8 protein-coding genes and 13 pseudogenes are annotated in these 21,963 nt (G+C 63.6%); 13 read left to right on the top strand and 8 right to left on the bottom strand.

Features of this window, described 5'->3' with window-relative positions; genetic code table 11:
- The first annotated feature begins 4 nt into the window (after positions 1-4).
- The 5 genes and pseudogenes from mnmC (at position 5) to HU719_RS03385 (ending at position 7,428) form a co-directional block, all read left to right on the top strand.
- Positions 5-1,964 (top strand): annotated as a pseudogene (gene mnmC, locus HU719_RS03405) (bifunctional tRNA (5-methylaminomethyl-2-thiouridine)(34)-methyltransferase MnmC2/FAD-dependent 5-carboxymethylaminomethyl-2-thiouridine(34) oxidoreductase MnmC1).
- A gap of 268 nt (positions 1,965-2,232) precedes the next feature.
- Positions 2,233-4,019: pseudogene (locus tag HU719_RS03400) on the top strand (N-acetylglutaminylglutamine amidotransferase).
- Between the two features lie 3 nt (positions 4,020-4,022).
- Positions 4,023-5,760, top strand: a pseudogene (gene ngg, locus HU719_RS03395) (N-acetylglutaminylglutamine synthetase); the annotation flags it as partial.
- 178 nt (positions 5,761-5,938) lie between these two features.
- Positions 5,939-7,121 (top strand): annotated as a pseudogene (locus HU719_RS03390) (osmoprotectant NAGGN system M42 family peptidase).
- 79 nt (positions 7,122-7,200) lie between these two features.
- Positions 7,201-7,428, top strand: coding sequence for a YheU family protein (locus HU719_RS03385; RefSeq protein ID WP_186521393.1), 228 nt, complete (start codon positions 7,201-7,203; stop codon positions 7,426-7,428).
- A gap of 4 nt (positions 7,429-7,432) precedes the next feature.
- On the opposite strand, the gene csrA is transcribed toward HU719_RS03385, so the two are convergent.
- Both csrA and HU719_RS03375 read right to left on the bottom strand, forming a co-directional pair.
- On the bottom strand, positions 7,433-7,618 hold the full coding sequence (gene csrA, locus HU719_RS03380; protein ID WP_186521395.1) for a carbon storage regulator CsrA: 186 nt from the start codon (positions 7,616-7,618) through the stop codon (positions 7,433-7,435).
- Between the two features lie 129 nt (positions 7,619-7,747).
- Positions 7,748-8,561, bottom strand: a pseudogene (locus HU719_RS03375) (SDR family oxidoreductase).
- Between the two features lie 222 nt (positions 8,562-8,783).
- On the opposite strand from HU719_RS03375, the gene HU719_RS03370 reads away from it, so the two are divergent.
- Positions 8,784-8,936 carry a DUF3309 family protein gene (locus HU719_RS03370; RefSeq protein ID WP_186521398.1) on the top strand — a complete coding sequence of 51 codons (153 nt, stop codon included), beginning with the start codon at positions 8,784-8,786 and terminating at the stop codon, positions 8,934-8,936.
- Positions 8,937-9,009: 73 nt separating this feature from the next.
- On the opposite strand, the gene HU719_RS03365 is transcribed toward HU719_RS03370, so the two are convergent.
- The 3 genes and pseudogenes from HU719_RS03365 to HU719_RS03355 form a co-directional block, all read right to left on the bottom strand.
- Positions 9,010-10,674 (bottom strand): cation acetate symporter, encoded by a 1,665-nt coding sequence (locus tag HU719_RS03365; RefSeq protein ID WP_186521399.1) that lies wholly within the window; start codon positions 10,672-10,674, stop codon positions 9,010-9,012.
- A pseudogene (locus HU719_RS03360) lies at positions 10,671-10,981 on the bottom strand (DUF485 domain-containing protein). Before HU719_RS03360 ends, HU719_RS03365 begins: the two are co-directional and overlap by 4 nt.
- Before the next feature lie 478 nt (positions 10,982-11,459).
- Positions 11,460-12,308: a glycine betaine ABC transporter substrate-binding protein gene (locus HU719_RS03355; protein ID WP_186521401.1), complete on the bottom strand. Its 849-nt coding sequence runs from the start codon at positions 12,306-12,308 to the stop codon at positions 11,460-11,462.
- A 222-nt stretch (positions 12,309-12,530) separates the two neighbouring features.
- Between HU719_RS03355 and HU719_RS03350 the strand changes: the two are divergent.
- A pseudogene (locus HU719_RS03350) lies at positions 12,531-14,077 on the top strand (glycoside hydrolase family 17 protein).
- 218 nt (positions 14,078-14,295) lie between these two features.
- Here HU719_RS03350 and HU719_RS03345 read toward each other — a convergent pair.
- Positions 14,296-14,656 (bottom strand): annotated as a pseudogene (locus tag HU719_RS03345) (hypothetical protein).
- A gap of 213 nt (positions 14,657-14,869) precedes the next feature.
- Here HU719_RS03345 and HU719_RS03340 point away from each other — a divergent pair.
- Both HU719_RS03340 and HU719_RS03335 read left to right on the top strand, forming a co-directional pair.
- Positions 14,870-16,167 (top strand): annotated as a pseudogene (locus tag HU719_RS03340) (serine/threonine protein kinase).
- A pseudogene (locus HU719_RS03335) lies at positions 16,160-16,974 on the top strand (MlaA family lipoprotein). Before HU719_RS03340 ends, HU719_RS03335 begins: the two co-directional pseudogenes overlap by 8 nt.
- Positions 16,975-17,013: 39 nt before the next feature.
- On the opposite strand, the pseudogene HU719_RS03330 reads toward HU719_RS03335, so the two are convergent.
- Positions 17,014-18,154, bottom strand: a pseudogene (locus HU719_RS03330) (patatin-like phospholipase family protein).
- Positions 18,155-18,208: 54 nt separating this feature from the next.
- Positions 18,209-19,139, bottom strand: a pseudogene (locus tag HU719_RS03325) (lipid A biosynthesis lauroyl acyltransferase).
- 100 nt (positions 19,140-19,239) lie between these two features.
- Here HU719_RS03325 and minC point away from each other — a divergent pair.
- From minC to HU719_RS03305, 4 genes and pseudogenes are all read left to right on the top strand, one after another.
- Positions 19,240-19,987 (top strand): annotated as a pseudogene (gene minC / locus HU719_RS03320) (septum site-determining protein MinC).
- Between the two features lie 96 nt (positions 19,988-20,083).
- Entirely contained in the window at positions 20,084-20,896 is an 813-nt protein-coding gene (gene minD, locus HU719_RS03315) for a septum site-determining protein MinD (protein WP_186520613.1), read from the top strand.
- Positions 20,866-21,153: a cell division topological specificity factor MinE gene (gene minE / locus HU719_RS03310; RefSeq protein WP_217843711.1), complete on the top strand. Its 288-nt coding sequence runs from the start codon at positions 20,866-20,868 to the stop codon at positions 21,151-21,153. Before minD ends, minE begins: the two co-directional genes overlap by 31 nt.
- 113 nt (positions 21,154-21,266) lie before the next feature.
- Complete coding sequence (locus HU719_RS03305) at positions 21,267-21,902, top strand: RluA family pseudouridine synthase (protein ID WP_186520611.1); 636 nt, start codon at positions 21,267-21,269, stop codon at positions 21,900-21,902.
- Positions 21,903-21,963: the final 61 nt, after the last annotated feature.

The following is a 21,963-nucleotide window of genomic DNA, read 5'->3' as shown; positions in this document are numbered from 1 at the left end:
TGCCATGTCCGCCCCACACGAATACGCCCAGATCGACTGGGACGACCACGGCCGCCCTTATTCCCGCCAGTACGACGACGTGTACTTCTCCAGGGAACAAGGCCTGGACGAAACCCTCTATGTGTTCATCGAGCAGAACCAGTTGCGCCAGCGCTTCGCCGCCCTGGCCGCCCATCAATGCCTGGTGATCGGCGAAACCGGGTTTGGTACCGGCATGAATTTTTCTGCGCCTGGCAGCTGTTCGCCGAGCTTGCCCAGCCCGAGGCGCGCCTGCACTTCGTCAGCGTCGAGAAATACCCGCTGACCCGCGAAGACCTCACCCGCGCCACCCAACTGTGGCCGCACCTGGCCGCCTTCACCGAGCCGCTGCTGGCGCAGTACGTGGCGGTGCACCCCGGTTTTCAGCAGTTCAGCCTCGATGGCGGGCGCGTCACGCTGACGTTGATGATCGGCGATGCGCTTGAGCAACTGCCGCAGCTCGACGCACGCATCGATGCCTGGTTTCTCGACGGCTTTGCCCCGGCCAAGAACCCGGACATGTGGACCCCTGAGCTGTTCGCGCAACTGGCGCGGCTGTCGCACCCAGGCACCACGCTGGGCACCTTTACCACCACCGGCTGGGTGCGCCGCTCGCTGGTGGAGGCAGGCTTCAGCATGAAGAAAGTGCCGGGGCTTGGGAAAAATGGGAAGTCATGCATGGGGTGTTCAGGGCTGAGCCCAGCCCGGCACCAGCCCCTGGTACGCACGCCCCGCCGCCCTGCCCGGCCCGCGTGAGGCGCTGGTGATCGGCGCCGGCCTTGCCGGCAGCGCAACTGCGGCCAGCCTTGCCGCCCGTGGCTGGCAGGTCAGTGTGCTGGAACGCCACGCAGGCCCTGCGCAAGAGGCGTCCGGCAACCCGCAAGGGGTGCTCTACCTGAAGCTGTCTGCCCATGGCACGGCGCTGTCGCAGTTGATCCTCGCAGGCTTTGGCTACACCCGCCGCTGGCTGCACCGGCTGCAACGTGGCATCGACTGGGACGGTTGCGGCGTGCTGCAACTGGCCTTCGATGAGCAGGAAGCGGCACGCCAGGGCAAACTCGCAGCGGCGTTCGACCCCAGCTTGCTGCATGTGCTGACCCAGGAAGAGGCGCAGACCCTTGCCGGTATCGGCCTGCCATCGGGTGGGTTGTTCTACCCCGAGGGCGGCTGGGCGCACCCGCCGGCACTTTGCCGGGCGCAGCTTGAGCACCCGCGTATCAGGCTGCTGAGCCACGCCAATGTGCTGGAGCTGCGCAAAGCCGGGGGCTCTGGCAGGCCTGGGACGCCGGGCAATTGCTGGCCAGCGCGCCACTGGTGGTGCTGGCCGGTGCCGCCGATGTGCGCAGTTTTGCAGCCTGCGCGCAGTTGCCGCTCAAGCGCATTCGCGGGCAGATCACCCGCTTGCCAGCCACCCCTGCCAGCCGGGCGTTGAGCACGGTGGTGTGTGCCGAGGGCTATGTGGCGCCGCCACGGGGCGATGAGCACACGCTCGGTGCAAGTTTTGATTTCAGCAGCCAGCACACCGAACCGACCGTTGCCGAGCATCAGGGCAACTTGCGCTTGCTGGAGGAAATATCGGCAGACCTTGCCGGGCGCCTTGGCGCAGGTGAGCTGGACCCCGCTGTGCTTGAGGGGCGCGCGGCGTTCCGCTGCACCAGCCCGGATTACCTGCCGATTGTCGGGCCCCTGGCCGATGCCCAGGCGTTCGAGGCGGCCTTTGCTGCGCTGCGTAAAGATGCGCGGCAGGTGCCGCAGGTCGACTGCCCGTGGCTGGAGGGGCTGTATGTGAACACCGGGCATGGGTCGCGGGGTTGGTGACAGCGCCGTTGGCAGGGGAACTGATTGCCGCCTGGGTGACCGGGGAGCCGCTGCCGGTGCCGAGGGGCGTGGCTGAGGGCTGTCATCCGAACCGGTTTGGGCTGCGCAGGTTGATTCGCGGGAAATAGGGGCCTTGCTGGCCTCATCGCAGGCTGGCGCCAGCTCCCACAGGAATCTCGGCCCGGCCCTGATATTGCGGCTGCACGCGGTCTCTGTGGGAGCTGGCGATAGCCTGCGATGAGGCCAGTACAGGCTTTTGCAAAACCATGAACGCTCCCACGCCCGCCCGTCGTATATAACAGAATGATCTAAAACTCTCACAACCCACCCCGGTCCTTACCTAAGTGCGCCTATTTCAGGGCGCCCTTTCCTCAACGGCAAAACCGGTAAGGACTTATGTGCGGATTAGCAGGAGAGTTTCGTTTCACCCCCCTCGGCCAAGCGCCTCGCCCGGCGGACCTCGCCGCCGTGGAGCGCATCACCCACCATCTGGCGCCACGTGGCCCGGATGCCTGGGGCTTCCATAGCCAAGGGCCGATAGCCCTCGGCCACCGTCGGCTGAAGATCATGGATCTGTCCGACGGCTCGGCGCAGCCGATGGTCGACAACACCTTGGGCCTGTCGCTGGCGTTCAATGGGGCCATCTACAACTTCCCCGAACTGCGCCAGGAGCTGCTCGACCTGGGCTACTCGTTCTGGTCCGACGGCGACACCGAAGTGCTGCTCAAGGGTTATCACGCCTGGGGCGCCGCGCTGTTGCCCAAGCTCAACGGCATGTTCGCCCTGGCCATCTGGGAGCGCGACAACCAGCGCCTGTTCCTGGCCCGCGACCGCCTCGGCGTCAAGCCGCTGTACCTGTCGCGCAGCGGCGAACGCCTGCGCTTCGCCTCGACGCTGCCGGCGCTGCTCAAAGGCGGCGATATCGACCCGGTCATCGACCCGGTGGCACTCAACCACTACCTCAACTTCCACGCCGTGGTGCCCGCGCCGCGTACGCTGCTGGCCAACGTGCAAAAGCTCGAACCCGGCACCTGGATGCGCGTCGACCGCCACGGCGAAGTCGAGCAGCAGACCTGGTGGCAGTTGCAATACGGCCCTCGCGCCGATGAAAAGGATCTGGACCTCGAAGGCTGGACCACTCGTGTGCTCGACGCCACCCGTGACGCAGTGGCCATCCGCCAACGTGCGGCGGTAGATGTTGGCGTGCTGCTGTCTGGCGGCGTCGACTCGAGCCTGCTGGTCGGGTTGTTGCGCGAAGTTGGCGTGGAGGACCTGTCGACCTTCTCCATCGGCTTTGAAGATGCCGGCGGCGAACGCGGCGACGAGTTCCAGTACTCCGACCTGATCGCCCGCCACTACGGCACTCGCCACCACCAGTTGCGCATCGCCGAACACGAGATCATCGACCAGCTGCCGGCCGCCTTCCGCGCGATGAGCGAGCCGATGGTCAGCCATGACTGCATCGCCTTCTACCTGCTGTCGCGCGAAGTCGCCAAGCATTGCAAGGGCGTGCAGAGCGGCCAGGGTGCCGACGAGCTGTTTGCCGGTTACCACTGGTACCCCAAAGTCGACGGCGCCGACGATGCCTTTGGCGCCTACCGCGAGGCATTCTTCGACCGCAGCCATGCCGAATACCGCGAAACCGTGCAGGCACCGTGGCTACTGGACAACGACGCCGCTGGCGACTTCGTGCGCGAGCACTTCGCCCGCCCAGGTGCGCCGGATGCTGTGGACAAGGCGCTGCGCCTGGACAGCACAGTGATGCTGGTCGACGACCCGGTCAAACGTGTCGACAACATGACCATGGCTTGGGGCCTTGAAGCGCGCACGCCGTTCCTCGACTACCGCCTGGTTGAGCTGTCGGCGCGCATTCCGGCGCGCTTCAAGCTGCCCGATGGCGGCAAGCAGGTGCTCAAGCAGGCCGCGCGCCGGGTCATCCCGCATGAGGTGATCGACCGCAAGAAGGGCTATTTCCCGGTGCCCGGGCTCAAGCACCTCGAAGGTGCCACCCTTGGGTGGGTACGCGATCTGCTGACTGACCCGAGCCAGGACCGTGGCCTGTTCAACCCGGCCATGCTCGACCGACTGCTGAGCAACCCCACGGCCAGCTCACCCCACTGCGCGGCTCCAAGCTGTGGCAGTTGGCGGCCCTGAACCTGTGGCTCAGCGAACAAGGAATCTGATCGATGAAAGCCCACGAAATCGCCTACGGCCAGCGCCTTCTGCGCGGCCAGGCGCCCTCCTACGAGCGTCTGCAGGCGCGCCTGGCCGGTGACGGCAGCGAGCCGCACGACCAGCCGCGTGCCGTGCACTGCGGCTGGGGCCGGCTGCTGATCGGGCACACCTACCCAGACCCGGTATGCCTGGCCGAAGCGCTGCTTGAGGAACGCCCCGGCGAACGTGATATCGCGCTCTACGTGGCGGCGCCGCAACAGGTGCTGGCCCAGGCACCGCAACAGTTGTTTCTGGACCCCTCCGACACCCTGCGCCTGTGGTTTACCGACTACCGCCCGGCGCAGCGGGTGTTTCGCGGGTTTCGTATCCGCCGTGCGCAGACGGCCGCCGACTGGCAAGCCATCAACACCTTGTACCAGGCCCGCGGCATGCTGCCGGTCGACGCCGACCTGCTGACCCCGCGCCACCTCGGTGGCCCGGTGTACTGGCTGGCCGAGGACGAAGACACCCATGCAGTGATCGGCAGCGTCATGGGGTTGAACCACAGCAAGGCCTTCGACGACCCCGAGCACGGTTGCAGCCTGTGGTGCCTGGCGGTAGACCCGCACTGCACCCGCCCAGGCGTGGGTGAAGTGCTGGTGCGTCATCTGATCGAGCACTTCATGAGCCGCGAGCTGGCCTACCTGGATCTGTCGGTACTGCACGACAACCGCCAGGCCAAGCGCCTGTACCACAAGCTGGGTTTTCGCAACCTGCCGACCTTTGCGGTCAAGCGCAAGAATGGCATCAACCAGCCGCTGTTCCTCGGCCCGGGGCCTGAAGCGGAGCTCAACCCGTACGCGCGCATCATCGTTGACGAAGCCTTGCGCCGGGGCATCGACGTGCAGGTCGACGACGCCACTGCCGGGCTGTTCACCCTGAGCCTGGGTGGGCGGCGAATCCGCTGCCGCGAGTCGCTCAGCGACCTCACCACCGCCGTGACCATGACCCTGTGCCAGGACAAGCGCCTGACCCGCAAGGTGCTGGACCAGGCTGGTTTGCAAGTGCCGGCGCAACAACTGGCGAGCAATGCCGATGACAACCTGGGCGTTTCTCGACGAGCACGGCGCGGTGGTGGTCAAGCCGGTGGACGGTGAACAGGGCCAGGGGTGGCGGTGAATCTCACCTGCATCGACGAACTTGGCCGTGCCGTGGAGCACGCCCGGCAGTTCGATAGCCGGGTGCTGCTGGAAAGCTTCCACCCGGGCCTTGACCTGCGCATCGTGGTGATCGGTTTTGAAGTGGTGGCCGCTGCGGTGCGCCACCCGGCCCAGGTGATCGGGGATGGCAAGCACAGCATTCGCGAGCTGATCGAGGCGCAGAGCCGGCGGCGCATGGCGGCCACCGGTGGCGAAAGCCGCATTCCGCTGGACGATGAAACCGAGCGCACGCTCAAGGGCGCAGGCTTTGGTTACGCCGACATCCTGCCTGCCGGTGAGCGCCTGGCCGTTCGCCGCACCGCCAACCTGCACACCGGTGGCACCCTTGAGGACGTCACCGGGCGCCTGCCTGCACCCGGTGCTGGCCGACGCCGCCGTGCGTGCGGCACGGGCGCTGGAAATACCGGTGGTCGGGCTGGACTTCATGGTCAGCGATGCGCAGAGCCCGGACTACGTGATCATCGAAGCCAACGAACGTGCAGGCCTGGCCAACCACGAGCCGCAACCGACAGCCGAGCGCTTCATCGACCTGCTGTTCCCCCATAGCCGAGCACCGGGGCCTGATTTGCCTGACCGGGCCTCATCGCAGGCTGCCGCCAGCTCCCACAGGGATCTGCGCCACACCTCAATACTGGGGCTGTGTGCGGTTTCTGTGGGAGCTGGCGCCAGCCTGCGATGGCCACCGCGGCCCCCATTCACCCCACCATGTGCTCAATCGAGGAGTCCCTATGCCTGAACGACACCCCGAACCCGATCTGGACTACATGAAAAAGTCCTGCTGGAGATGCTCGCCATCCCCAGCCCCACCGGCTTCACCGACACCATCGTGCGCTACGTCGCCGAACGCCTAGACGAGCTGGGCATCCCCTTCGAGCTGACCCGGCGCGGCACCATCCGCGCCACCCTCAAGGGCCAACGCAGCTCCCGGACCGCGCCGTCTCGGCGCACTTTGACACCATCGGCGCCAGCGTGCGGCAGTTGCAGGACAACGGCCGGCTGGCACTGGCGCCGGTAGGCTGCTGGTCGAGCCGCTTCGCCGAGGGCAGCCGGGTCAGCGTCTTCACCGACACCGGCGTACTGCGCGGCAGCGTGCTGCCACTGATGGCCAGCGGGCATGCGTTCAACACCGCAATCGACCAGATGCCCGTGAGCTGGGACCACGTCGAGGTGCGCCTGGATGCCTACTGCACCAACCGCGCCGATTGTGAGGCGCTGGGCATTGGTATTGGTGACTTCGTGGCCTTCGACCCACTGCCGGAGTTCACCGACAGCGGCCATATCAGCGCCCGCCACCTGGATGACAAAGCCGGCGTGGCTGCGCTGCTGGCGGCCCTCAAGGCCGTGGTCGAAAGTGGCCACCAACCGCTGATCGACTGCCACCCGCTGTTCACCATCACCGAAGAAACCGGCTCTGGTGCCGCAGGCGCCCTGCCCTGGGACGTCAGTGAATTCGTCGGCATCGACATCGCCCCGGTGGCCCCCGGCCAGTCGTCCAGTGAACATGCAGTGAGCGTGGCCATGCAGGACTCCTCCGGCCCCTATGACTACCACCTGTCCCGGCACCTGCTCAAACTTGCTGCCGACCAGGAACTACCGGTACGCCGCGACCTGTTCCGCTACTACTTCAGCGACGCCCACTCGGCAGTCACTGCAGGCCACGACATCCGCACCGCGCTGGTGGCGTTCGGTTGCGATGCCACCCATGGCTACGAACGCACCCATATCGACAGCCTGGCGGCTTTGAGCCGGCTGCTGTGCGGCTACCTGCTGAGCCCGCCGGTGTTTGCCAGCGACTCGCACCCGGGCAATGCCTCGCTTGAGCGCTTCAGCCACCAGTTGGAGCACGACGCGCAAATGGAAAGCGATACACGGGTACCGCCCGTCGACAGCCTGGTGGGCAACAAAGACTGAAGTGAGCGGCGTGCGTGCTGCACGTACGCCGCGCTTCGCGTAGCATCGAGCAACCTTTGCCGAGACCCTCACCACCACCATGCTGATCCCCTACGACCAACTCGAAGCCGAAACCCTCACCCGCCTGATCGAGGACTTCGTCACCCGCGATGGCACCGACAACGGTGATGACACGCCGCTTGAAACCCGCGTGCTGCGCGTGCGCCAGGCGCTAGCCAAGGGCCAGGCATTCATCCTGTTCGATATGGAAAGCCAGCAGTGCCAATTGCTGGCCAAGCACGATGTGCCTCGGGAACTGCTGGGCTGACCGCCTAGCTTTCGCCCTCGCGCCGTTGCTGCTCCTTGATGCGCCGATACACCTCAGAGCGATGCACCTGCACATCACGCGGGGCGGTGATACCCAGGCGCACCTGGCCGTTGTCCAGTGCCACGACCTGAATCCTGATGTGCTCGCTGATGAGGATGACCTCGCCGACTTCACGTCCGATTACCAGCATGCTCCGTACCTCCACAACAGGAAAAATCGGAGCCTGCTACATGGCACTTCGCCTCTACAATCCTCTGCGGGCGAAATAGACCAAGCCTACAACTAAGGGTAAATATTCCTACACACCGCAACAGTCAGCTCAATTTGTCGGTTTGCGTGCCTTGGCGCGCATCTTCTGCGCCATATCGGCCATCTCGTCATACAGCTTCTCAGGCGCCTGGCACTTCAGTTGCCAGGCCTGGCGCCCCGCTTCGTGGGGCAGAATCAAAATTCACCCGCCTCGACCTGGCGGTGAATGTGCTCGGCAATGTCCGCAGCGCTAATGGGCGAGCCTTCCAGCAACTTGCCAACCTGCGCCTTCATGGCAGGGTTCGGCCCCTGAACGAATCCAGCAGGTTGGTCTGGAAGAACGACGGGCACACCACGTGCACCGCCACCTCGACCTGGCGCAGTTCCACCAAAAGGCTTTCCGACAGCGCCAGTACCCCGGCCTTGGCCACGTTGTAGTTGCTCATGCCCGGCCCCTGCATCAGCGCGGCCATGGAGGCAATGTTGATAATCCGCCCGCGGCTGCGCTCAAGCAGCGGCAAGAACGCCTTGCAGCCTTTGACCACGCCCATCAGGTTGACCGCGATCTGCCAGTCCCAGTCCTCCAGCGACAGCTCGGCGAAAAAACCGCCAGAGGCCACGCCAGCATTGTTGACGATCACATCGCAGCCGCCAAAGCGTTCCTCGCAGGCCTGGGCCAGCGCGGTCAGCTGGCTGTAGTCGCGTACATCGCAGCGCTGCACGAAGCCGTCGCCACCGGCTGTACGCACCAGGTCCAGGGTTTCTCGAAGGCCGGCCTCGTTGACGTCGGCCAGCGCCAGTTGCCAGCCGTCACCAGCCCAGCGCACGGCAATTTCGCGGCCCAGGCCCGACCCGGCCCCGGTGATCATCATTCGGTTATGCATGGGTGCAGCCCGGTTGTTGTGGGAATCGCTGGAGTCTAGCCAGACTTCAGGGGCGCCAGGTGCGGCATCAGGAGGGTGAATATGGGGGTATCGCAGCCGTGCACAGCGAAACGGCAACAACAGGCGAATATCGATGGAATCTTTGCTCACCCGCACCGGTCGGAATCTGTAAGCGGCTGGCAACGCCCAGCGCTTGACCCTCAATCACGCAAGGATTCCGCCATGACCACGATCCTCATCATCATCCTCATCCTGCTGCTGGTCGGTGGCTTACCGGTCTTCCCTCACTCCCGTTCATGGGGCTATGGCCCGTCGGGTATCATCGGTGTGGTGCTGGTGGTGCTGCTGATCCTGGTGTTGCTGGGCCGCATATAGGCCTGCAGTCATCGCGCTAACGAAAACGCCCCGCATCTGCGGGGCGTTTTCAGTTCAGCTCAACCTCAAGCGATCAGTGGGAAACCGCGCCGCTGGCGCCAAGACCGGTCTGCGAACGGACGAACTGCGGGTAGAACAGTGCGCGCTCGTTTTCGGCTGCCTTGGACTTGTCGGTGACCGAGAAGAACCAGATACCGACGAAGGCGATCAGCATGGAGAACAGCGCCGGGTACTCGTACGGGTAGATGGCTTTCTCGTGGCCGAGGATCTGCACCCAGATGGTCGGGCCGAGGACCATCAGGCCCACCGCGCTGACCAGCCCCAGCCAGCCGCCGATCATGGCGCCACGGGTGGTGAGTTTCTTCCAGTACATCGAGAGCAGCAGTACCGGGAAGTTGCAGCTCGCCGCGATGGAGAACGCCAGGCCCACCATGAACGCGATGTTCTGCTTCTCGAAGAGGATGCCCAGGCCGATCGCCAGTACGCCCAGGGCGATGGTGGTGATCTTCGATACGCGGATCTCATCCTTGTCGTTGGCCTTGCCCTTGCGCCATACGCTGGCATAAAGGTCGTGGGACACCGCCGAGGCACCTGCCAGGGTCAGGCCGGCAACCACTGCCAGGATGGTGGCAAAGGCCACTGCCGAGATGAAGCCAAGGAAGATACTGCCGCCCACGGCATCGGCCAGGTGCACCGCCGCCATGTTGTTGCCGCCCAGCAGGGCGCCGGCAGCGTCCTTGAAGTCTGGGTTGGTGCTGACCAGCAGGATCGCGCCGAAGCCGATGATGAAGGTCAGGATGTAGAAGTAGCCGATGAAGCCAGTGGCGTACAGCACGCTCTTGCGCGCTTCCTTGGCATCACTGACGGTGAAGAAGCGCATCAGGATGTGTGGCAGGCCAGCGGTACCGAACATCAGCGCCAGGCCCAGGGAGAACGCCGAGATCGGGTCTTTGACCAGACCGCCCGGGCTCATGATGGCCTCGCCTTTGCTGTGCACCTTGATGGCTTCGGAGAACAGGGTGTTGAAGTCGAAGCCTACGTGTTTCATCACCATCAGTGCCATGAAGCTGGCACCAGACAGCAACAGCACGGCTTTGATGATCTGCACCCAAGTGGTGGCCAGCATGCCGCCGAACAGCACGTACATGCACATCAGGATGCCCACCAGGATCACCGCAACGTGGTAGTCCAGGCCGAACAGCAGCTGGATCAGCTTGCCGGCACCGACCATCTGCGCGATCAGGTAGAACGCCACCACCACCAGCGAGCCGGAGGCCGACAGGGTGCGGATTTCTTTCTGCCCAAGGCGGTAGGAGGCAACGTCGGCGAAGGTGTACTTGCCGAGGTTACGCAGGCGTTCGGCGATCAGGAACAGAATGATCGGCCAGCCGACCAAGAAACCGATGGAGTAGATCAGGCCGTCATAGCCCGAGGTGAACACCAGCGCGGAAATACCCAGGAACGAGGCCGCCGACATGTAGTCGCCGGCAATCGCCAGGCCGTTCTGGAAACCGGTAATACGGCCGCCTGCTGCATAGTAGTCAGAGGCCGATTTGTTGCGCTTCGAGGCCCAGTAGGTAATCCCCAGGGTAAAAGCCACAAAGGCGACGAACATGGCGATGGCGGCAACGTTCAGCGGCTGCTTGTGCACTTCGCCGGTGAGCGCATCAGCGGCCCACACAGCGGGGGCAAAGGCCCCGCAGGCCAGGACGGCCAGGGTTTTGGCGTGTCGGATCATTGTTTGGCCTCCTCGAGAATGGCCTTGTTCAGCTCGTCGAACTCGCCGTTGGCGCGACGCACGTAGATGGCGGTGAGCACAAAGGCCGAGATGATCAGGCCAACGCCCAGGGAATGCCCCAGGTGATCGACGAATCAGGGCTGAGCTTGGTGCCAAGCAGGTGCGGACCATAGGCGATGAGGAGGATGAAACCACTGTAGAGGCCGAGCATGATTGCCGAGAGAATCCAGGCAAAACGCTCGCGCTTGCTGACCAGTTCCTTGAAGCGCGGACTGTTCTGTATCGAGAGGTAAATGCTGTCGTTCATTGTTTTTGTCCTAGCAGCACAGATTAGGGAGAACCCGACTCCACTTTATGCTGCCGTACAACGCCAACCAGACGACCTTAGTCTTAGATGCAACGGTGTTTTGCAGATTGCGTAACAAAAGTTCGAAGACATCGCGGGGCCGTGCTCAACCGCAATATTGCTGGTTGGACCCAATCCTGTGGGAAATGATAGAGAGTCGTGGCGAGCGGGCTTGTCCCGCGTTGGGCTGCGCAGCAGCCCTGAAAACCCCAGGGGCTGCTGCGCAGCCCAACGCGGGACAAGCCCGCTCGCCACAAAGGAGCTCCCCACAAGCAGATATATCTGGCGGGAACAGGTTTGTACAAAACCATAGAAACTCCCATGAGGCCAATTGCCTCGGAAAAACCCTAAAAGCACAAGGGGCAAGCAGCGCCCCCAAAAGCCACACAGGCCTCGTGGGAGCGGGCTTGCCCCGCGATGAGTCTTTGAATGCTACCGGTTACTTACCCGTCCACTCCTTGACCCGCTCCGGGTGCTTGGCAACCCAGTCTTCAGCGGCTTTTTCAGGCTTGGCGCCTTCCTGGATGGCCAGCATCACTTCGCCGATCTCATCCTTGGACTGCCAGCTGAACTTCTTCAGGAACTCGGCAACTTCCGGGGCTTTGGTCGCCAGTTCCTTGCTGCCGATGCTGTTTACGGTTTCAGCAGCGCCATAGACGCCTTTAGGGTCTTCGAGGAACTTGAGCTTCCACTTGGCGAACATCCAGTGCGGCACCCAGCCGGTAACGGCAATGGACTGCTGCTTGGCATAGGCGCGGCCCAGTTCGGCAGTCATTGCAGCGCCGGAGCTGGCCTGGAGTTTGTAACCGGTGAGGTCGTAGTCCTTGATGGCTTGTTCAGTCTTGATCATTACACCGGAGCCGGCATCGATGCCGACCAGCTTCTGTTTGAAGCTGGTATCGGTTTTCAAGTCTGCAATGCTGTTGGCCTTGACGTATTCGGGGACGATCAGGCCGATCTTGGCGTCTTTGAAGTTGGGGCCGTAGTCGACCACGTTGTCTTTGTTCTTGGCCCAGTACTCGCCGTGGGTAACCGGCAGCCAGGCGGAGAGCATGGCATCGAGTTTGCCCGTGGCAACGCCTTGCCACATGATGCCGGTGGCCACCGCCTGCAACTTGACGTCGTAGCCGAGTTTCTGCTTGATCACTACGGCGGCTACGTTGGTGGTGGCGACACTGTCCGACCAACCATCCACATAACCGATGCTAACTTCTTTGGCCATTGCTTGCGCAGTGCTCATGGCCAATACCAGGGCAGTACTTACGCCCAGGAAACGTCGCTTATTCATCAAAGCATCCCCTCGTCAGGTCTTGGAGATTGCATCATCGACCTGCCAAGGCGCACGACCTGCTCTGTCAGCGACCTCCAGCGTACGATCAACGACAGCACTGTGCCATTAGCGCCATCTGGCCGCCGATGCCTGCGCGATCCTTGCATGCCAAAGGCTTGGCGCCGGGCTACTATCACAGGCTTTGGTTGGCCACGGCCAAGCCTTTCACCGAATCAGACGATGGACCGCCCGATGCCTCGCCCTCTTTACCTGCTCTGCTGCCTGCTCGCGCTCACCGGCCTCGCGGCCCTCTGGTATGGCCTCGGCAAACCAGTGCACCTGCCCGATGCCGCCAGCCCCACGCACAAGCTGCAATGCGCCTCCTATACCCCATTCGACAAGGACCAGTCGCCGTTCGACCAGCCGTTTCGCCTGCGCCCTGCACGCATGGACGCCGACCTCGCATTGCTGGCCGAGCGTTTCGAGTGTATCCGCACCTACTCGCAGACCGGCCTTGAAGCCATCCCGGCGCTGGCGCGCAAGCATGGCCTGAAAGTGATGCTGGGGGCGTGGGTCAAATGCCAACCCGGTCGACACCAACAAGGAAATCGCGCTGTTGATCGACGCCGCCAACGCCAACCCGGATGTGGTCAGCGCGGTGATCGTCGGTAACGAGTCGCTGCTGCGCAAAGGTCACCGGCGAGCGCCTGGCGCAGTTGATCAAGCGGGTCAAAGGCCAGGTAAAGGTGCCGGTGACCTACGCCGATGTCTGGGAATTCTGGCTGCAGCACCCGCAGGTAGCACCTGAAGTGGACTTTCTGACCATCCACTTGCTGCCGTACTGGGAAGATGACCCACGTGGCATAGACGCGGCCTTGGCGCATGTTGCCGAGGTGCGCGAGGTATTCGGCAAGCGCTTTGCCCCCAAGGACATCCTGATTGGCGAGACGGGCTGGCCGAGTGAAGGCCGCCAACGTGAAACCGCGGTGCCCAGCCGGGTCAACGAAGCGCGGTTCATCCGCGGCTTCGTTGCCATGGCCGAGACCAACGGCTGGCGCTACAACCTGATCGAAGCCTTCGACCAGCCATGGAAACGCGCCAGCGAAGGTGCGGTGGGTGGTTATTGGGGGCTGTACGACGCGGATCGGCATGACAAGGGCGTGCTCGAAGGCCCAGTGAGCAACCTGGCGTTGTGGCCGCAGTGGTTGCTGGCCTCGGGGCTGCTGTGGCTGGCGACCCTGATTTTCGCCGGGCGCCCGGCCGATAGCAGCGCGGCGCTGCTGTTGCCGCTGCTGGCGGCGCTGGGCGCAGCCAGCCTGGGCCTGTGGGGCGAGTTGGTGCGCCTGAACGCACGTTTTGCCGGCGAGTGGCTATGGGCCGCGCTGCTGGCCGGGCTCAACCTGCTGGTGCTGGCCCACGGCGCGCTAGCCCTGGCCCAGCGCGAGGGTTGGCGGCAGCGGGCATTCGCCTGGTTGCAGGGGCATGCCGGCAAGTGGCTGTTGGCAGCGGGGTTCGCGGCGGCGGTGAGCATGCTGGCGATGGTCTTCGACCCGCGCTACCGCAGTTTCCCCAGTGCACTGCTGTTGCCGGCGCTGGTGTATGCGGTACGGCCAGTGCGGGCGCGGCGTGCCGAGGTGGCCTTGCTGGCGTTGATCATTGGCGCCGGGGTGGCGCCACAGCTGTATCAGGAAGGGTTGAGCAACCAGCAAGCGTGGGGCTGGGCGCTGGTCAGCGTGCTGATGGTGGCCGCGCTATGGCGCAGTTTGCGCATGCGCACAGCCAGTTGAACCAGCCCCCACACGCTATCGTGGGAGATCACCCAGCCCTTCCGGGCTGCGCTGCCGCGCAGAGAACTGGGCAACGTGGGAGCGGGCTTGCCCGCGATGCGATGTTGGCAGTGCTATCGCTATCGCGGGGCAAGCCCGCTCCCACGTTTCGATGTAAATCAGTCAATTAGCGTTTTTCTATGGGAGCCGGCGCCAGCCTGCGATTAGGCCGGCAAGGTTCAGCGCCGCGCCCTGACCAGACGCAACCCGGCCAACACCACGGTAAACACGGCAATGCTGGCGGTATACAGCACCAGCGCCGGCACACCGAGGAGCAATGCCACCAGCGCCAACCACCAACCGGCCCGCCGGGGACGCACTGGGCGATCAGTGCCAGACCCAACCCCGCCCAGGCAATAACCTGGAAGTGAATCAACAGCCCCAGCTGCGAACGCACCTGGCATTGCCAGTACTGCCGGGGGCGGCGCACAGCCCGACCCAACTGGCATCTTCCATCAGCCCGTAGCGCACGCCATAGCTGGCCGCCAGCCACGCAACCAGCAAACCCAGCAGCACACAGCCCTGCAGCAGACGAGACATCCGGTTCTCCAATAGCGGTCATCGAAACGATGCATGATCGCCCAGCGCCCGACTTAAGGCAAAATCATGGCCATGCAGCTATGTTGCTCAATACCAGCAACACCCGCACGACAACATCTGGGGCGACAAACACCCGCGCACCTGGCAACTTTGGCAAGGGCGCTGTGGTCCTAAATCCGGTACCGCACCTGCTTACTATTTCTGGGGAAATGAATGTTTCGATCTTTGCGCCTTGTCGCCCTGCTAGGGGGCCTGCTTATGGCTGCGGCCGCCTCGGCGCGGGATATCGACGCCGCCAGCTACGGCTACCCATTGACCAACCCGTTCGAGGCGACCATCGCCACTACGCCTCCGGAGCAACGCCCGACGCTGCCCGAGGACGATGAAATCGACCAGTCCGACTACAGCCTCACCCTGCGCCCGGAGCGCGAGTTCACCCTGCCGGACAATTTCTGGGCGGTGAAAAACTGCGCTACCGTCTGGCCAAGCAGGACCACGAGGCGCCGTTGATCTTCCTGATTGCCGGCACCGGCGCGCCGTATTCGAGCTCGATCAACGAATACCTGAAAAAGCTGTTCTACCAGGCTGGCTACCATGTCGTGCAGCTGTCCTCCCCCACCAGCTACGACTTCATGAGCGCCGCCTCGCGCTTCGCCACCCCTGGCGTATCACGCGAAGACGCCGAAGACCTGTATCGGGTCATGCAAGCGGTGCGTGCCCAGCACCCGCGCCTGCCGGTCAGCGAGTACTACCTCAGCGGCTACAGCCTCGGCGCCCTGGACGCAGCGTTCGTCAGCCACCTGGACGAAACCCGCCGCAGCTTCAACTTCAAGCGCGTGCTGCTGCTCAACCCGCCGGTCAACCTGTATACCTCCATCAGCAACCTGGACAAGCTGGTGCAGACCCGGGTCAAAGGCATCGACCGCGGCACCACCTTCTACGAGCTGATGCTGGAAAAACTCACCCGTTATTTCCAGGACAAGGGCTACATCGACCTCAACGAGGCGCTGCTGTATGACTTCCAGAAGTCGCGCCAGCATTTGTCCAACGAACAGATGGCCATGCTGATCGGCACCTCGTTCCGCTTCTCGGCCGCCGATATCGCGTTTACCTCCGACCTGATCAACCGCCGCGGCCTGATCATTCCGCCGAAATACCCGATCACCGAAGGCAGCAGCCTGACGCCGTTCTTCAAGCGCGCCTTGCAGTGCGACTTCGACTGCTACCTGACCGAGCAGGTGATCCCGATGTGGCGCGCGCGCACCGACGGCAACAGCCTGCTGCAACTCATCGACCAGGTGAGCCTGTACGGCCTTGAAGACTACCTGCACAACAGCCCGAAGATCGCCGTGATGCATAACGCCGACGACCTGATCCTGGGCCCTGGCGATATTGGTTTCCTGCGCCGGGTGTTCGGGGATCGCCTGACCCTTTACCCTCACGGTGGCCACTGCGGCAACCTCAATTACCGCGTCAACAGCGACGCCATGCTGGAGTTCTTCCGTGGTTAACCGCCTGCTGCTCGTCACCGCCCTGCTCGCCAGTGGCCATGCCCTGGCCGAGGAAGTCGCGCCGCGCACCAGCGTGGTCGAGGCTGACAACACCGCCAGCCTGACCGCAGAGTCCGATGGCTTCCTCGACCCACTGCGTGAGCTCAAATTCAACCCAGGCCTGGACCAGCGCGAGTTCGAACGCTCGACGCTGGCGGCGCTGAATATCTACGACCCGCTGGAGTCGATGAACCGGCGTATCTATCACTTCAACTACCGCTTCGACCAATGGGTGTTCCTGCCGGTGGTCGACGGCTACCGCTACGTGACGCCGGGCTTCGTGCGTACCGGGGTGAGCAACTTCTTCAACAACCTGGGTGATGTGCCGAACCTGTTCAACAGTGTGCTGCAGCTTAAAGGAGAGCGCTCGGCGCAGATCACCGCGCGGCTGATGTTCAATACCATCATTGGCGTTGGCGGCCTGTGGGACCCGGCGACCAAGATGGGGCTGGCGCGCCAGAGCGAGGACTTTGGGCAGACCCTGGGCTATTACGGGGTGCATGAAGGGCCCTATTTGGTGCTGCCAATCTTCGGGCCTTCGAACCTGCGCGATACCACAGGGCTTGTGGTGGATTACGCCGGTGAGCAGGCGGTGAATTACCTGGATGTGCCGGACACAGCCAGCGACCACCCGAGATCACCTTGTTGCGCGCAGTGGACAAGCGCTATACCACCAACTTCAGGTACGGCCAGACCAACTCGCCGTTCGAGTACGAGAAAGTGCGGTACGTGTATACCCAGGCGCGCAAGTTGCAAATCTCTGAGTGATTGCTGGGGGCAGCTGCAAGCCTCGCGCTTGCAGCGGCCTCAAAGCCCCAGGAACTGGCACAGCTCGCGCTTCTTGGCCAAGGCGTCCCTGCGCCCCAGTTCGATCAGCTCGCTGCAGTAGCTGGCCTCGAACAGCAGGTAACTCAACACCCCCGCACCACTGGTCTTGGTCGCTCCAGGCCCGCGCAGGAACATGCGCAGCGCCGCCGGCAGGTCGCGGCGGTGGCGGGCGGCGATCTCGTCCAGAGGCTGGCTAGGCGCGACCACCAGCACCTCGATAGGCGCCAGCCCCAGGCGCCGGGTGTCCAGGTGTGGGGGCAGCAGATGGCTCAGGTGGTTCAAGCGCTGCAACAGCTCGATGTCGTCTTCGAGGCTGTCGATGAACGTGCTGTTGAGCATGTGCCCGCCTATCTGCGCCAGGCTCGGCTGCCTGCCACTGAATATGCGCGTCGCCGGCTGCGGCACGGCCGGGCGCTGCGGGTTGCCGCTGACCCCCACCACCAGCACCCGGCTCGCCCCCAGGTGCAACGCCGGGCTGATCGGCGCCGACTGGCGCACCGCACCATCACCAAAGTACTCCTCGCCCAGGCGCACCGGGGCGAACAGCAACGGGATAGCGGAACTTGCCAACAAGTGATCGACGCTAAGTGGCGTCGGCATGCCGATACGCCGGTGGCGCAGCCAGGGTTCGATGGTGCCTTGCCCCTGGTAGAAGGTCACGGCCTGGCCGGACTCGTAACCAAAGGCCGTCACGGCGATAGCCCGTAGTTGCTTGGAGGCCAGTGATTCGGCGATACCGTCAAGGTTCAGGTGCTCGTGCAGCAGCCCGCGCAATGGCCGGCTGTCCAACAGCGCCACCGGCACCTGGCTGCCGAGCCCAAGCAGGCTGTGGCCGAAGAATCGGCTGGCCTGGCGAATGACGCCGGGCCAGTCGCTGCAGCACCAGGTGGCTGCGAAAGTTCTGCCAGAAATGCGTCAGTTGCTGCACCGACTCGGCGAAGCGGGTGGCGCCACTGGCAAGCTTCACGGCATTGATGGCGCCTGCCGAGGTGCCGACGATAACCGGGAACGGGTTGGCCGCGCCGGCCGGAAGCAGGTCGGCGATGCCGGCAAGTACGCCGACCTGGTAGGCGGCACGGGCGCCGCCGCCAGAGAGGATCAGGCCAGTAGTTGGGGTCATGGGTCCTTCCTGGATCACGCGGGCGCAGGGCTCGCAAGCCGGCCGCAATAGGGGTTATTTCTTGTTGTCGTAAAGCCGCGGCTCGCCATCAGGGCGTGATTTGAAGCGCCGATGTGCCCATAGATACTGCTCGGGGCACTCGCGCAACACACCTTCGATCCACTGGTTGATACGCAGGCAATCGGCCTCTTCGCTTTCGCCGGGGAAGCCTTCCAGCGCCGGGTGAACAACCAGCCGGTAACCGCTGCCGTCTTCAAGGCGCTTCTGGGTGAACGGGATGACCCGCGCCTTGCCCAGGCGGGCGAACTTGGTGGTCGCGGTGACCGTTGCTGCCGGGATGCCGAACAGCGGCACGAAGATGCTCTGCTTGCTGCCGTAGTCCTGGTCTGGTGCGTACCAGATCGCCCGGCCCTTGCGCAGCAACTTGAGCATGCCGCGCACGTCTTCGCGCTCGACGGCCAGCGAATCGGGGTTGTGGCGCTCGCGGCCACGGCGCTGTATGAAGTCGAACACCGCGTTGCCATGCTCGCGGTACATGCCGTCGATGGTGTGCACCTGGCCAAGCAACGCCGCGCCGATTTCAAGCGTGGTGAAATGCACCGCCATCAAGATCGCGCCCTCGCCTTCGCGCTGGGCAGCCTGCAGGTGCTCGATGCCTTCGATGTGGGCCAGGCGAGCCAACCGGGCCTTTGGCCACCACCAGCTCATGGCCATTTCGAAGAAGGCGATGCCGGTGGACGCAAAATTTTCTTTGAGCAAATGCAACCGTTCGTCGTCCGAAAGCTGCGGGAAGCACAGCTCCAGGTTGCGCGCAGCTGCGCCGGCGCTCACCGGCCAGGCGGAACATCACTGCGCCCAGGCCACGCCCCAGCCCCAGCAGCACGCGGTAAGGCAGTTGGGCAATCAGCCACAGCAGCCCAAGGCCAAGCCACAGGGCCCAGAATTGCGGGTGAAGATAGAAGGTACGAAAACGCGGGCGTTCCATTGAAGCTTCCGGCAAGACGAGGGCCGGGCATTCTACATCGGTTGCGGCCAATCAGTCTTATCGCTATAAGTCAGGGCACTTTTCTCGCAACAAGCCGTCTATGCAGACCATGAGCCTCAACCAGACACCCGACAACGCCCCCGTGTTCCAGCTCAAGGGCAGCATGCTTGCCATCACCGTGCTGGAACTGGCGCGCAACGACCTCGAGTCCCTCGACCGCCAACTGGCGGCCAAGGTCGCTCAGGCGCCGAATTTTTCAGTAACACGCCGTTGGTACTGGCGCTGGACAAGCTGCCAAGTGGTGAAGGCGCCATCGACCTGCCCGGGTTGATGCGCGTCTGCCGCCACCACGGCCTGCGCACCCTGGCGATCCGTGCCAGCCGCATCGAGGACATCGCCGCCGCGATCGCCATCGACCTGCCGGTGCTGCCGCCTTCCGGCGCGCGCGAGCGCCCGCTGGAGCCGGAGCCTGAGGTGCGCAAGCCCGAACCTGCGCCAGCGCCGGCCGAGCCGCAAGTGCGCCCGACGCGCATCATCACAGCGCCCGTGCGCGGCGGCCAGCAGGTCTATGCCCCGGTGGCGACCTGGTGGTGACCGGCTCGGTAAGCCCCGGTGCGGAACTTCTGGCCGATGGCAACATCCATGTGTACGGCGCCATGCGCGGGCGAGCCCTGGCTGGCATCAAAGGCGACACCAAAGCCCGCGTCTTCTGCCTGCAGATGACCGCGGAAATGGTCTCCATCGCCGGCCAGTACCGGGTCTGCGAAGACCTGCGCCGCGAACCACTGTGGGGTACGGCCGTGCAGTTCAGCCTGTCCGGCGACGTGTTGAACATCACCCGTCTTTAACGGATACTTGCCGGCATTTTTAGCGCAACTTCTTTATCGTTGCCGTTTCATGTATTTGCAGGGACGTCTGTCCCGACTATTTTAGGGTGAAACACCTTGTCCAAGATCATCGTGGTTACTTCCGGCAAAGGGGGTGTGGGCAAGACCACCACCAGCGCCGCCATCGGTACCGGTTTCGCCCTGCGCGGCCACAAGACGGTCATCGTCGACTTCGACGTCGGCCTGCGTAACCTCGACCTGATCATGGGCTGCGAGCGCCGCGTGGTGTACGACTTCGTCAACGTGGTCAATGGCGAAGCCAACCTGCAGCAGGCCCTGATCAAGGACAAGCGTCTCGAGAACCTCTACGTGCTGGCCGCAAGCCAGACCCGTGACAAGGACGCCCTGACGCTCGAAGGCGTCGAAAAAGTCCTGATGGAACTCAAAGAGCAGTTCGAATACGTGATCTGCGACTCCCCGGCCGGTATCGAAAAAGGCGCGCACCTGGCGATGTATTTCGCCGACGAAGCCATTGTCGTGACCAACCCCGAAGTATCGTCGGTACGTGACTCGGACCGCATGCTGGGCATCCTGTCGAGCAAATCGCGCCGTTCCGAAAACAACGAAGACCCGATCGTCGAGCACCTGCTGATCACCCGCTACAACCCTGAGCGTGTGGCCGGCGGCGAAATGCTGAGCATCGACGACGTCACCGACATCCTGGCCATCAAGCTCAAGGGCGTGATCCCCGAGTCGCAGGCCGTGCTCAAGGCCTCCAACCAAGGTGTGCCGGTTATCCTCGACACCGAAAGCGATGCCGGCCAGGCGTACAACGACACGATCGACCGCTTGTTGGGCAAGGAAGTAAAACTTCGTTTCGTCGAAGTGCCGAAGCAAGGATTCTTCGCGCGTCTGTTTGGAGGCAAGTAAACCATGAACCTTTTGACTTCTTTCGCGGCAGACAGAAACAGACCAGCGCGTCGGTAGCGAAAGAGCGTCTACAGATCATCGTGGCGCACGAACGCGGTCAGCGCAGCACGCCGGACTACCTGCCTGCCTTGCAGAAGGAACTGGTCGAGGTGATCCGCAAATACGTCAACATCGGCAACGATGACGTGCAGGTCGCACTGGAAAACCAGGGCAGCTGCTCGATCCTCGAACTGAACATCACCCTGCCTGATCGCTGATATTCCAGCGCTACAAGGCTGACCCTGTGGGAGCGGGCTTGCCCCGCGATGGCGTATCCACGCTGTCGCGGGCCAGGGCCGCTCCCACAGTGCTTTGCAGAGAACACCTGAACATGCCGCTGTCGAACATCCAGATCCTTCACGAAGACGCCGCGATCCTGGTGATCAACAAGCCGACCCTGTTGCTGTCGGTGCCGGGCCGCGCCGACGACAACAAGGACTGCCTGATCACCCGCCTGCAAGAAAACGGCTACCCCGATGCGCTGATCGTGCACCGCCTGGACTGGGAAACCTCCGGGATCATCCTGCTGGCCCGTGATGCTGACAGCCACCGCGAGCTGTCGCGCCAGTTTCATGACCGCGAAACAGAAAAAGCCTACACCGCACTGTGCTGGGGCCAGCCGGCGCTGGACAGCGGCAGCATCGACCTGCCACTGCGCTACGACCCGCCGACCAAACCCCGCCACGTGGTCGACCACGAGCAGGGCAAACACGCACTGACCTTCTGGCGTATCGTCGAGCGCTGCGGCGACTACTGCCGCGTGGAACTGACACCCATCACCGGCCGCTCGCACCAGTTGCGCGTGCATATGCTGTCTATCGGCCACCCGCTGCTGGGTGACCGCCTGTACGCCAACCCGCAAGCACTGGCAGCCCATGAGAGGCTGTGCCTGCACGCCTCGATGCTGAGTTTCACCCACCCGGTGTCCGGGCAGCGGGTGAAGTTCGAGTGCCCTGCGCCGTTCTGAGCGGTAAGTGTCGAGCTGCAAGCGGCCAGAAAAAGCGCAGGCAAACCACGCCCGGCCCATC

Origin of the sequence: Pseudomonas farsensis (genome assembly GCF_014268805.2) — a bacterium.
GTDB lineage: Bacteria > Pseudomonadota > Gammaproteobacteria > Pseudomonadales > Pseudomonadaceae > Aquipseudomonas > Aquipseudomonas farsensis.
The sequence above is the reverse complement of the archived record's forward strand: the minus strand, read 5'-3'. Positions and strand labels throughout refer to the sequence as shown.

Bases quoted from the DNA above. Each gene is read 5' to 3' on its own strand.
- HU719_RS03385 (WP_186521393.1), top strand. From the start codon at position 7,201: ATGCTGATCCCCTACGACCAACTCGAAGCCGAAACCCTCACCCGCCTG.
- csrA (WP_186521395.1), bottom strand. From the start codon at position 7,618: ATGCTGGTAATCGGACGTGAAGTCGGCGAGGTCATCCTCATCAGCGAG.
- HU719_RS03370 (WP_186521398.1), top strand. From the start codon at position 8,784: ATGACCACGATCCTCATCATCATCCTCATCCTGCTGCTGGTCGGTGGC.
- HU719_RS03365 (WP_186521399.1), bottom strand. From the start codon at position 10,674: ATGATCCGACACGCCAAAACCCTGGCCGTCCTGGCCTGCGGGGCCTTT.
- HU719_RS03355 (WP_186521401.1), bottom strand. From the start codon at position 12,308: ATGAATAAGCGACGTTTCCTGGGCGTAAGTACTGCCCTGGTATTGGCC.
- HU719_RS03305 (WP_186520611.1), top strand. From the start codon at position 21,267: ATGCCGCTGTCGAACATCCAGATCCTTCACGAAGACGCCGCGATCCTG.